The following is an 11949-nucleotide window of genomic DNA, read 5'->3' on the forward strand; positions in this document are numbered from 1 at the left end:
GCGGGACTGCCCACACCTTAAGATGACATACAGAAAGCCGCAATGTTTCGACTGAAACCCGCAAGGTAACGACTGAGTTACGCCAGCCGTCGCCAGCGTGATCGCGGAGCAGGTCTCGGCCGCTCCGGCGGCCAGATCTACGCCAGGGTGCCGCCAAGGATTTTCAGGATGCTGGCAGATATTTGCGGACGTCTGGCCCGCCAGTCGGGTTCCCCTGCACGTCCGCGCCCCGGACCGGGCCGATGGGACCTGCCGTCAGCGCCGCCCGTCTCGCTCAACCAGGCCTCTGGCCGGGGGTGCGAAGACTGTCACTTTTTTGCATCATGCTGGGCGGGGTCTTGCTGACATATGTATGCCTCTATATGTTGCTCCCAACCGGTTCGCGATGCCAGTTCAGATCTTTGAGCCTCGTCGTCGGGGGCAGTCCAGGAGGGAAACACCCATGAAACCCCGCAACCTTGCGATCCTGCTCAGCGCAGGGCTCGCGCTCGCCGCCGCGGGATGCGGCAGCGATTCAGGCAGCACCCCCGGCGGCGCTTCGTCACCGGCGGGCTCGGCCGCGGCCGACGCCCCGGTGACGATCTCCATCGGCTGCCAGCCCCCGAAGAGCAACCCCAAGGAGCGCGCCCAGTGGGACGCCGATGTGGCGGCCTTCACCAAGCTCCACCCGAACATCACGATCGAGAGCAAGGACGCCTTCCCCTGCATCGTCCCCGAGACGTTCCAGGCCAAGCTCGCCGGCGGCGAGATGGAAGACCTCTTCTACGTCTACTACACGGACGTGCGCAAGATCATCGCGTCCGGCCAGGCCGCTGACATCTCGCCGTACGTGAACTCCGTCACCACGCTGAAGGACATGCGTGCCGACGTCCTCAGCGTCTTCAAGGACGGCGACAAGATCTACGGCATCCCGCGGACCAACTACTCCACGGGCCTGGTGTACAACCGCGCGCTGTTCACCAAGGCCGGGCTGGACCCCGAGGCCCCGCCGAAGACCTGGGCCGAGGTCCAGGCCGCCGCCAAGAAGATCGCCGCGCTCGGCCCCGGCTACGTCGGGTACGGCGAGTACAGCGCGGGCAACACCGGCGGCTGGCACTTCACCTCCTCCCTGTACGGGCGCGGCGGCGACGTGGTCACCCCCGACGGCAAGAAGGCCGCGTTCAACAGCCCGCAGGGCAAGGCCGTCCTTGAGAACCTCAAGACGATGCGCTGGACCGACAACAGCATGGGCACCAAGCAGCTGCTGCGCTGGGAGGACCTCATGCGCATGATGGGCAGCGGCAAGCTCGGCATGATGATCGGCGCCCCGGACGTCGTCCAGGCCGTCAACAACGACTTCAAGGGCAAGTTCGAGGACTACGGCGTCACCGCGCTGCCGGAGTCCACCGCCTCGCTCAGCGGCGGCGACGGCTACATGTTCAACCCCAAGGTCACGCCGGAGCAGATCAAGGCCGGCCTGCTGTGGCTGGAGTACCGCTTCCTGACCCCCGGCCAGGGACAGTTCAACTACGAGCGCTCCAAGAACGACGGTCTGCCGGTGGGCCTGCCCACCACCGACCTGTACGGCACCACCGCACCCGGCACCAAGATCAACGAACAGCGCACGCAGTTCGCCACGGTCCCGGTGGAGCACTTCCAGACCTACGTCGACGGCGCGGCAAGCGTGCAGTTCAAGCTGGAGCCGCCGAAGGCGCAGGAGATCTACGCCATCCTCGACACCGCGATGTCGGCCGTGCTCACGAGGCAGGACGCCAACATCGACCAGCTACTCTCCGATGCGGAGAAGAAGGTCAACAACGTGCTGGCGAAGTCCAGCTGACCTGAGCTGAGGGGTGCCGGCCCCCGGCGGGCCGGCACCCCGCGGACCACGTCGAGATCAGGAGTCCAACCGATGACCACCATGACCGCGAGGGGTACCCGTCGCCGCGCTCCGGGGGCGTTGCGGCGCGCGGTGCGCCGCAACCTGACGGCGTACGGGTTCCTGTGCGCGGCGCTCATCTGCTTCGCGTTCTTCTCCTGGTACCCCATGGTGCGGGAGTTCCTGCTCAGCTTCCAGAAGACGAACTTCGTCGGGCCGCCGGAATGGGTGGGCCTGGACAACTTCCGCACCGTGATCGAGGACTCGGCCTTCCCTGCCGCCTGGATCAACACCGCGGCGTTCACCGGCCTCGCCCTGGTCGTCGGGTACGCGGTGCCGTTCGTGATCGCCATCGTGCTCAACGAGCTGCGGCACGCCAAGGCGTACCTCAGGTTCGTGGTCTACCTGCCGGTCATGCTGCCTCCGGCGGTGGCGGTCCTGCTGTTCAAGTGGTTCTACGACCCCGGGCCCGGGCTGTTCAACCAGCTGCTCGACCTGGCGCACCTGCCCACGCTGAGCTGGCTGGACTCCACCAGCACCGCGCTGATCTCGCTGGTGCTGGTGTCCACCTGGATGAACCTCGGCACCGGCACGCTGATCTACCTGGCCGCGCTGCAGAGCATCCCGAGCGACCTGTACGAGGCGGCGGAGCTGGACGGCGCCGGGCTGTTCCGGCGGGTCTGGCACGTCACCATCCCGCAGACCAAGCTGATCCTCCTGGTGATGCTGCTGCTGCAGATCGTCGCCACCATGCAGGTGTTCATCGAGCCGTTCCTGCTGACCGGCGGCGGCCCGGAGAACGCGACGGTCACCGTGGCGTACCTGATGTACCAGTACGCGTTCAGCTTCGGGAACTTCGGCGGCGGCGGCGCGCTGGGGCTGATGCTGATGATCGTGCTGATGGTGTTCTCGGCCGTCTACCTCCGCGTCTCGCGGGACAACGCGAACTAGAAGGGAGTGGCGTAACCATGTCGCACGGCACCATTCAGGACCCGGACACCGGCCTGCGTTCCAGCCGCCCCCGGCCCGGCGCGTCGTCCCCCGGGACCCAGGGGTCCAGGCGGAAACCCCGCAAGGCGCGGAAGGCACCGCCCCAGCAGTTCCGCGGGCTGGTGTCCCCGCACACCCTCAGCTCCCCCCGCGGGCGGGCGATCTACTGGCTCATCCTGGTCACCGTGGTCGTCGGCTTCACGGCGGTCTTCGTGTTTCCGCTGTATTGGATGATCACCGGGGCGCTGAAGTCGCCGGACGAGATGGCGCAGATCCCGCCGTCGTTCTTCCCCAAGGACCTCAACTTCGACGTGTACAAGGAGGCCTGGGACCAGCTCGACCTCGGCACGTTCCTGCGCAACACGGTGATCTACGCCGCCGGGGCGTGGTTCTTCACCCTCGCCATCGACGTCACCGCGGCCTACGCCCTGTCCAAACTGCGCCCGGTGCTCGGCAAGGCCGTCCTCGGCCTGATGCTGGCCACGCTGATGATCCCGCCGATGGTGATCCTGCTGCCGGCGTACCTGACGGTCAAGGATCTGCCGATCCTCGGCTTCAACCTCATCAACACCCCGTGGGCGATCTGGCTGCCCGCCGCCGCCAACGGGTTCTACATCTTCCTGCTCAAGAGATTCTTCGACTCCATCCCCCGTGAACTGCTGGAGGCGGCCCAGATCGACGGCGCCGGGCCGGCCCGCATCCTGTGGTCGGTGGTGCTGCCGGTGTCCCGGCCGATCATCGGCGTGGTGTCCATCCTCGCGGTGGTCACCGTGTGGAAGGACTTCGTCTGGCCGCTGCTGGTGCTGCCCGACTCCGACAAGATGCCGATCAGCGTCGGCATCTCCTCGCTGTCGGCGCAGATGCCGCAGAACGTGCTCATGGCGGCACTCGTCATCGCCAGCATCCCGGCCATCGTGATCTTCTTCATCTTCCAGCGCAGCATCATGGCGGGCCTGACCGCCGGAAGCCTGAAGGGATGACGCGGCGCCGACCGTCCCCTCCGAGCCGCGTGACCCGCACACCCGCCGGCCCCGCGCGGCCACCGGCCCGCACTATCCGTATCCGACCCGGCACTATCTGTCCACGGCGCGAGCCACACACCGATCTGTAAGGAGAAAATCCAGCATGTCCGAAACGTGGTGGCGGGGAGCCGCGATCTACCAGGTCTACCTGCGGAGCTTCGCCGACGGCAACGGCGACGGCATCGGCGACCTGGCCGGACTCCGGGCTCGCCTGCCGTACCTCTCCGACCTCGGTGTCGACGCGATCTGGCTCAACCCCTGGTACCCCTCGCCGATGGCCGACGGCGGCTACGACGTCGCCGACTACCGGAACATCGAGCCGCTGTTCGGCACCCTGGCCGAGGCGGAGGCGTTCATCAGTGAGGCGCACGCCGCCGGGATCAAGACCATCATCGACGTGGTGCCCAACCACGGCTCCGACCAGCAGGAATGGTTCGTGCAGGCCGTGGCCGCCGGGCCCGGCTCGCCGGAGCGGGAACGCTTCTGGTTCGCCGACGGCCGGGGGGACCAGCCGCCGAACGACTGGATGTCCATCTTCGGCGGGCCCGCCTGGACGCGGGTGCCGGACGGGCAGTGGTACCTGCACCTGTTCGCACCCGAGCAGCCGGACTTCAACTGGAGCAACCCGGACGTCGCCGAGGAGTTCCACGACGTGCTGAGGTTCTGGTTCGACCGCGGCGTGGACGGCATCCGCATCGACTCCGCGGCCGTGCTGATCAAGGACTTCACCAGCGTCGTGGAGTCGTACACCGACCACGACGGCGTGCACGACATCTACCGCGGCTGGCGCCGGGTCGCCGACGAGTACGAGAACCGGATGCTGGTCGGCGAGGTGTGGCTGCCCGACCAGGAGCGGTTCGCGCTGTACCTGCGGCCGGACGAGCTGCACACCGCGTTCAACTTCGACTTCCTGTCCTGCCCGTGGGAGCCGATGGCGCTGCGCAAGTCCATCGACACGACGCTCGCCACCCACCTGCCGGTGAACGCGCCGGCGACCTGGGTGCTGTCCAACCACGACGTCACCCGTCCGGTCACCAAGTACGGGCGCCCCGACACCTCGTTCGACCACGCCGACCGCAAGCACGGCATGCCGTCCGACCCCGTGCTCGGCGTGCGCCGCGCCCGGGCCGCCGCGCTGCTCGCCATGGCGCTGCCCGGGAGCATGTACATCTACCAGGGCGAGGAGCTCGGCCTGCCCGAGGTCGAGGACATCCCCGGCGAACTGCGCCAGGACCCCATCTGGACCCGGTCGGGCCACACCGACCCCGGCCGTGACGGCTGCCGCGTCCCGCTCCCCTGGTCCGGCACCGAGGCCCCCTTCGGCTACAGCACCGGCACCCCCTGGCTGCCGATGCCCGCCGACTGGGACACCCTGACCGCCGAGTCCCAGTCCACCGACCCCGGCTCCATGCTCACCCTCTACCGCACCGCCCTGCACATCCGCCGCACCGAGGGCGGCGACGGCACCCTGCGCTGGCTCGACACCCCCGAAGGCATCCTCGCCTTCACCCGGGACTCGGGCCTGATCTGCGTGGTCAACCTCACCTCCGCCCCCGTCCCCCTCCCCCCGCACACCGGGGTCATGCTGACCAGCGGCCCGCTGGACGGCGACCTGCTCCCCAGCGACACCACCGCCTGGCTGCGCACCTCCTGACCTCGCCGGGGACTACGACCCGCAGAATGGGGGAGGTTTGTTTCCTCCCCCAGGAAGGCGGGTCGTGACCATGGTGGCCGAGCGGCGGATCCTTTTCGTGCACGCTCATCCGGACGACGAGTCGATCGGAACCGGCGCGACCATGGCGAAGTACGCCGCCGAGGGCGCGCACGTGAGCCTGGTGACGTGCACCCTCGGCGAGGAGGGGGAGGTGATCCCGCCGGAGCTGCGCCACCTGTCGGCGGACGCGCTCGGCGAGCACCGCGTCGGGGAGCTGGCCCGGGCGTGCAAGGCGCTGGGCGTGGACGACCACCGGTTCCTCGGCGGCGCGGGCCGCTGGCGGGACTCCGGCATGATGGGCGCCCCCTCCAACGACGACCCCGCCAGCTTCTGGCGGGCCGACCTGGACGAGGCCGCGGCCGAGCTGGTGCGGGTGGTCCGGGAGGTGCGGCCCCAGGTGATCGTCACCTACGACGACAACGGGTACTACGGCCACCCCGACCACATCCAGGCCCACCGGGTGGCCTGGCGGGCCTTCGTCAAGTCGCCCGACCCGGACTTCGGCCAGGGCGAGCCGTGGGCCCCGGCCAGGTTCTACGCCACCGCCATGCCCCTGTCCGTACTGGCCGGGGGCGTCGGCACCGGTCCCTTCGAGCTTCCCACCTCGGTGGAGGAGTACGGCTTCGGCGTACCGGACGACCAGGTGACCACCCGGGTGGACGCCACCTCGGCCCTTGAGGCCAAGACCGAGGCGCTGCGGGCCCACCGCACGCAGGTCATCGTGGACGGCACCCACTTCGCCCTGTCCAACGACGTCGGGCAGCCGATCCACCCGGTGGAGTACTACACCCGCCTGGCGGGCGACCCCGGGCCCCTCGCCGAGGACGGCAGGGAGACCGGCCTGTTCGGCTGAGGCCTACTTCACCAGCACCGGCGGGCGGACCCGCGCGGGCGCCGTGGACCCCCGCACCACCAGCTCGGGCTCGAACAGCAGCTCCTCGGAGGTCACCGTGGCCCCCTCGATCTGCCCGACCAGCAGCGTGACGGCCGTGCGGCCCATGGCCTCGATCGGCTGCCGGACGGTGGTCAGCGGCGGGTTGGTGCAGTTCATGAAGGCCGAGTCGTCGTACCCCACCACCGACACGTCCTCCGGCACCGACATGCCGACCCGCCGCACGGCCCTGATCGCGCCGAGCGCAAGAGGGTCGCTCCCGCAGATCACTCCGGTGACGCCCTTGCGCAAAAGCCTGCTGACCACTGCCTGCCCGCCCTCGGGGGAGAACAGGGTGCGCTCCACCATGTCCTCGCCGAGCTCGATGCCCGCCACCTTCGCCGAGGCGCGGAACGCCGCCAGCTTGCGCCGGGACGGGATGTGGTCCTCGGGCCCGAGGACCAGCCCGATGCGCTCGTGCCCGAGCGAGGTGAGATGCCCGAACGCCTGCTCCACCGCCACCGCGTCGTCGGTGGACACCCGGGGGAACTCCAGGTCGTCGGTGGCCGCGTTGACCAGCACCACCGGCAGCCCGAGCTCCAGCAGCCGGTGGTAGTGCTCGTGCGGCGCGTCGGCCTCGGCGTAGTGGCCGCCGGCGAACACCACCCCGGACACCTGCTGTTCCAGCAGCATCTCGACGTAGTCGGACTCCGAGAGCCCGCCGGCCGTCCGGGTGCAGAGCACGGGGGTGAACCCCTGCTGGGCGAGCGCGCCGCCGACCACCTCGGCCAGGGCCGGGAAGATCGGGTTGCCCAGCTCGGGCAGCACCAGGCCGACCAGGCGGGCGCGCTCGCCCCGCAGCTGGGTGGGGCGTTCGTAGCCGAGCACGTCGAGCGCCGTCAGGACGGCGGCGCGGGTCGCGTCGGCCACGCCTGGCTTGCCGTTGAGCACCCGGCTCACCGTCGCCTCGCTGACCCCTACCTTCTTAGCCACTTCCGCAAGTCGCCGAGTCACGGCGCAATGATAGGTCAGGTCTCTGCAAACCGCTTGCGTCGGCAGGGCACGGATTCCGAACAATCACCCCTTATGGACACCCACACGTACTTTCACTGCTTGCAGAAGTTGCAGTGATTTGCGATTGGCGGGATCTCACTCCCAGAACACGGCCATCCTCCCGGCGAGCGCCCGCCCCTGCGCGTACCCGGCCTCCGCGGACGGCGTGCGCACCGCGGGGTCCAAGGGGTCGGCGCCCATCGCCGCCGCCGACTCCTCGTCCGGGGTGATCACCTCCACCCGCCCGCTCTCCTCCAGCAGGTCGATCTGCCCCGCGAGCTGGGCGTCGTCCATGGGCGCCAGGATCAGCACCCTCTCGAAACCGGCCACCAGGTCGGCGTTGACCCCGGACCGCACGCCGCCGTCCATGTAGCGGCTCGCCCCGATCGTGACCGGCGGCCACACCCCGGGGACCGCGCAGCTCGCCGCGACCGCGTCCACGAGGTCCACCCCCGAGCCGCGGGCGAACACCTCGTGGTCGCCGGTCGTGGCGTCCACCACGACCAGCTCGATGTCGGCCTCCCGCGGCCACTCGTGCCGGGGCAGCCGGGAGGCGATCACGCCCCACCGCACCGCCTCCGGCACCGTCTCGGCGGCCAGCGCCAGCGCGCCCGCCTCCCGCCGCACGGTCGCGAGGTCCGGGCCGCGCCGGTACATGCCCTCGAACATCGCCATCAGGCGCTCCACCGACACCCCGCTCGGCAGCTCGGTGTTCTGCAGCACGGGATCCGCCTGGCGGCGGAAAAGCTCCTCCATCGGCAGCCCGCTGGTGATCTGGGCGGCCACCGTGGCGCCCGCGGAGGTCCCGAGGATCTTGTCGGCCGTCCGGCAGTCCACCCCGCCGGCGGCCAGCCCGGCCAGGACGCCGGTCTCCCAGGCGATCCCGGCGACCCCGCCACCTCCGAGCACCAAAGCTCGCTTCGTCATCACGCTCCCTTATCTTGTCCCGCTCAGAGATTAACCAAGGTCATCATCCGCTCTGCCCATCTGCCGTGCCGGAAGACCTCCGCCCGCTGGATAGGCTACGACGGACTTTCGCGAACACGAGGAGGCCGCCGTCATGCGCGTCGCCGAGGCTTTCCAGGCGGCATACGGCCGCCCGGCGGACGTGATCTGGCACGCCCCCGGCCGCGTCAACCTGATCGGTGAGCACACCGACTACAACAACGGCTTCGTCCTCCCCTACGCCCTGCCCTGGGGCGTCACCGCCGCCCTCTCCCCCCGCGACGACGACACCGTCCGCCTGCTGTCCCTCCAGACGCCCGGCGACGACCCTTCCGGCGCCGTCCGCACCGTCGCCGGGTACGACCAGGCCGAAGGCTGGACCCGCTACGCCGTCGGCGTCCTGTGGGCCCTGCGGCAGGCCGGTCACGCCGTCCCCGGCGCGGACATCGTGATCGACGGCGACGTCCCCCAAGGCGCCGGCCTGTCCTCCAGCGCCGCCCTGGAGGTCGCCGTGGCCTCCGCCCTGAACGACCTGCTCTCCCTCGGCCTCGCCCCCCTCGACCTCGCGCTCCTCTCCCAGAAGGCCGAGAACGACTTCGTCGGCATGCCCTGCGGCATCATGGACCAAGCCGCCTCCGCCCTCAGCCGCGAAGGCCACGCGCTGTTCATGGACTGCCGCACCCTGGCCACCCGCACCGTCCCCCTCGACCTCTCCGCCGCCGGACTGGAACTCCTGATCATCGACACCGGCGCCCACCACGAACTGGCCGACGGCCAGTACGCCCGCCGCCGCCAGGACTGCGAGAACGCCGCCAAACACCTGGGCGTCGACTCCCTCCGCGACGTCACCGACCTCGCCGCCGCCCTCTCCCGCCTGACCGGCGACGAACGCAAACGCACCCAGCACGTGGTGACCGAGAACCACCGCGTGGAAGCGGTGGTGGGCCTCCTCCGAGCAGGCGTCCCCCAAGAGATAGGCGCCCTCCTCAACGCTTCCCACCTCTCCCTCCGCGACCAGTACGAAGTCTCCTGCCCCGAGCTGGACGTCGCAGTGGAATCAGCCATCCGAGGCGGTGCCCGTGGCGCAAGAATGACCGGCGGCGGCTTCGGCGGCTCCGCCATAGCCCTCGTCCCGGCCGGCCGCCTCGACTCCGTCCGCACCGAGATCACCGACGCCTACCTCGGGAACTCCTGGGCACCGCCCCGCTTCCTCCAGGCCCCGCCGTCGGCGGGCGCCCGCCGGATCTCCTAGCAGGACGACGTACCGATCCATGAGACCCGTACTGCGGTGGCTCGACTCCCTCGCCCGCAGGAGCGTTCCCTACGTCCTTCGCATCCCGCCCGCGCCGAAGCGGCGCCCGCCCACGCCGCGGCGCGGGGGCGGCCTCTGGATCCCCGTCCTCTCCGCCCTCGTCGTGGCCGCGATCATGCTCATCCCCTTCGTCGTGCGGGAATCCCGTTCCCATCACGTGCCGGCCGGCTCGCCCACGACCGTGCGGACCTAGTCGCGCGCGTCCGTCAGGAGAGGGGCCTGAACGCCGGGGGGCGGCGTTCGACGAAGCTGGCGACGCCCTCGGCGAAGTCCGGGCGGGCGAAGGAGTCGCGCATGAGGTGGGCGGCTTCGGTGGCGGAGACGTCCAGGGTCTTCTGCCAGTCGCCCCAGACCTGGCGTTTGATGATGGACATCGAGGTCGGGCTGCTGTGGACGGCCAGCTCGCGGGCGTAGGCGAGGGTCTCTCGGAGCAGGTCGGCGGCGGGGAGGGCGCGGACGGCCAGGCCCAGGGCGGCGGCTTCGGCACCGGGGAAGGTGCGGGCGGAGAGCAGGAGGTCCATGGCCTTGGCCTGGCCGATGAGTTTCGGCATCAGCCAGGCCAGGCCGTACTCGGCGATGAGGCCGCGTCTGGCGAAGGCGGTGGTCCACTTGGCCTCCTCGGCGGTGAAGACCAGGTCGCAGACCAGCGCGTGGACCATGCCGAGGCCGGCGCAGGCGCCGTTGACGGCGGCGATCACGGGCTTGCGTACGGTGGTCGCGTGGGTGGCGGGGCGCTTGTCGGGCTCCTCGTCGTAGGAGCCGTCCTGGATGGCGTCCAGAGTCTGGAAGTCGGCGCCGGCGCAGAAGGCCCGGCCGGCGCCGGTGACGACGATCACCCGGACGGCGGGATCGCGGTCCGCCTCGTCGAGGAGGTCGAAATAGCGGCGGCCCATCGGCTCGATCCAGGCGTTCATGCGGTCGGGGCGGTTGAACGTCAGCGTGAGGACGCCTTCGTCCAGGGACGACAGGACCAGCTCGGACATGGGACCTCCCGGTGAGCACACTTCGGTACAGAACTATGTTCTATCATTCGGGGCGCGTCTTGAGAGGATGGTGGACGAACGCGGGCGAGAGGGAGACGTCCTCGTAGTAGCGGTGGAAGACGGGGGTGGTGGAGGCGGAGAGCGGGGGAACGATCCAGGACCAGTCGGCGGGGCAGAGGCGGCCGGAGCGTTCCTCCTTCTCCAGGTGGGCGAGGAAGCGGCGGGACTCGGTGTGGTGGTCGGAGATGGTGACGCCGGCGGCGGTGAAGGAGTGGAGGACGGCGATGTTCAGCTCGACCAGGGCCTGGTCCTTCCAGAGGGTGCGGTCGCTGGAGGTGTCCAGGCCGAGGTGGGCGGCCACCTCGCCGAGGCGGTCGTAGCGGTCACGGTCGGCCAGGTTGCGGGCGCCGATCTCGGTGCCCATGTACCAGCCGTTGAAGGGGGCGCAGGGGTAGCAGATCCCGCCGATCTCCAGGCACATGCCGGAAATAGCCGGAACGGCGTGCCAGCGCAGGCCGAGATCGGCGAACCAGTCATGCGCCGGGTGGGTCAGGGGGACCTCCAGCACCGCGTCGGGCGGGACGACGGCCAGCAGAGGTGGCCGCTCCCCCGCTTCGATCACCAGGGGCAGGACGTCGAAGTGGGTGCCCCGGGCACCGGTCCAGCCCAGGCGGAGGGCCTCGGCCGTGAGCCCGATGTTCCGGGCGTCGCCGATCACCGTGCCGTCCGGGAGCGCGTAGCCCGCGTAGCGGATGAGCTGCTCGTTGCGGATCCTCGGCCCCGGCCGCCCCGGGCGGTCCTGGGCGAAGACCGTGATGGTGGGGCGGACACGTCCCGCCCCGGTCGCCTCCCGCAGGTGGTTCACGCACTCGGCGGCCACTCTCTCGGCGTCGTGCACGAAACGGTGGTCGCGCACCCGCAGCGAGCGCCAGTACAGACGCCCGATGCACCGGCTGCTGTTACGCCAGGCGACCCGAGCACCGTACTCCAACTCGGCCGCGGTGTGACTGTAGGTCCCGTACCGCGCGATCTGCCCACGCACCTCCCGCAACCGAGGCCCGATCGCCCCGGCGCCGGGATTCTCCCCATAGAACAACCGCAGGAACCTCTCAGCCTCCCCCGGATCCACCGCCCCAGTCCCGCCCCCATCACCACGCACCGGCAAGACCCCCACCCGCTCCCCCGCCCCAACCCCCACCCC

Annotated in this window: 11 protein-coding genes; 7 read left to right on the forward strand and 4 right to left on the reverse strand. The window is 70.1% G+C overall.

Annotation, left to right across the window (positions count from 1 at the left end; all coding sequences use genetic code 11):
• Positions 1-442 precede the first annotated feature (442 nt).
• The 5 genes from ACFP1K_RS35865 to mshB all read left to right on the forward strand — a co-directional run bounded on the left by ACFP1K_RS35865 (position 443) and on the right by mshB (position 6437).
• On the forward strand, positions 443-1819 hold the full coding sequence (locus tag ACFP1K_RS35865; RefSeq protein ID WP_380761936.1) for an ABC transporter substrate-binding protein: 1377 nt from the start codon (positions 443-445) through the stop codon (positions 1817-1819).
• A 72-nt stretch (positions 1820-1891) separates the two neighbouring features.
• Positions 1892-2809 carry a carbohydrate ABC transporter permease gene (locus ACFP1K_RS35870; RefSeq protein ID WP_380761938.1) on the forward strand — a complete coding sequence of 306 codons (918 nt, stop codon included), beginning with the start codon at positions 1892-1894 and terminating at the stop codon, positions 2807-2809.
• 17 nt (positions 2810-2826) lie between these two features.
• Positions 2827-3828 (forward strand): carbohydrate ABC transporter permease, encoded by a 1002-nt coding sequence (locus ACFP1K_RS35875; RefSeq protein WP_380761940.1) that lies wholly within the window; start codon positions 2827-2829, stop codon positions 3826-3828.
• A 145-nt stretch (positions 3829-3973) separates the two neighbouring features.
• A complete protein-coding gene (locus tag ACFP1K_RS35880) occupies positions 3974-5524 on the forward strand; it encodes a glycoside hydrolase family 13 protein (protein ID WP_380761942.1) in 1551 nt (516 codons plus the stop codon).
• A 73-nt stretch (positions 5525-5597) separates the two neighbouring features.
• Positions 5598-6437, forward strand: coding sequence for an N-acetyl-1-D-myo-inositol-2-amino-2-deoxy-alpha-D-glucopyranoside deacetylase (mshB, locus tag ACFP1K_RS35885; protein WP_380761954.1), 840 nt, complete (start codon positions 5598-5600; stop codon positions 6435-6437).
• 3 nt (positions 6438-6440) lie between these two features.
• Here the strand turns inward: mshB and ACFP1K_RS35890 are convergent, their stop codons facing one another.
• Together ACFP1K_RS35890 and ACFP1K_RS35895 are read right to left on the reverse strand one after the other, a co-directional pair.
• Positions 6441-7469: a LacI family DNA-binding transcriptional regulator gene (locus ACFP1K_RS35890; RefSeq protein ID WP_380761944.1), complete on the reverse strand. Its 1029-nt coding sequence runs from the start codon at positions 7467-7469 to the stop codon at positions 6441-6443.
• Between the two features lie 135 nt (positions 7470-7604).
• The gene (locus ACFP1K_RS35895; protein ID WP_380761946.1) at positions 7605-8435 is read right to left on the reverse strand and encodes a patatin-like phospholipase family protein; all 831 of its coding nucleotides are present in this window, start codon (positions 8433-8435) and stop codon (positions 7605-7607) included.
• A 133-nt stretch (positions 8436-8568) separates the two neighbouring features.
• Between ACFP1K_RS35895 and galK the strand changes: the two genes are divergently transcribed.
• Together galK and ACFP1K_RS35905 are read left to right on the forward strand one after the other, a co-directional pair.
• Entirely contained in the window at positions 8569-9705 is a 1137-nt protein-coding gene (galK, locus tag ACFP1K_RS35900) for a galactokinase (protein WP_380761948.1), read from the forward strand.
• Positions 9706-9724: 19 nt separating this feature from the next.
• A complete protein-coding gene (locus tag ACFP1K_RS35905; RefSeq protein WP_380761950.1) occupies positions 9725-9958 on the forward strand; it encodes a hypothetical protein in 234 nt (77 codons plus the stop codon).
• 13 nt (positions 9959-9971) lie between these two features.
• On the opposite strand, the gene ACFP1K_RS35910 is transcribed toward ACFP1K_RS35905, so the two are convergent.
• A complete protein-coding gene (locus ACFP1K_RS35910; protein ID WP_380761952.1) occupies positions 9972-10748 on the reverse strand; it encodes an enoyl-CoA hydratase-related protein in 777 nt (258 codons plus the stop codon).
• Between the two features lie 43 nt (positions 10749-10791).
• Complete coding sequence (locus ACFP1K_RS35915) at positions 10792-11946, reverse strand: nitric oxide synthase oxygenase (protein WP_380761956.1); 1155 nt, start codon at positions 11944-11946, stop codon at positions 10792-10794.
• Positions 11947-11949: the final 3 nt, after the last annotated feature.

Source organism: Sphaerisporangium aureirubrum, from assembly GCF_042658925.1.
Lineage (GTDB): Bacteria > Actinomycetota > Actinomycetes > Streptosporangiales > Streptosporangiaceae > Sphaerisporangium > Sphaerisporangium aureirubrum.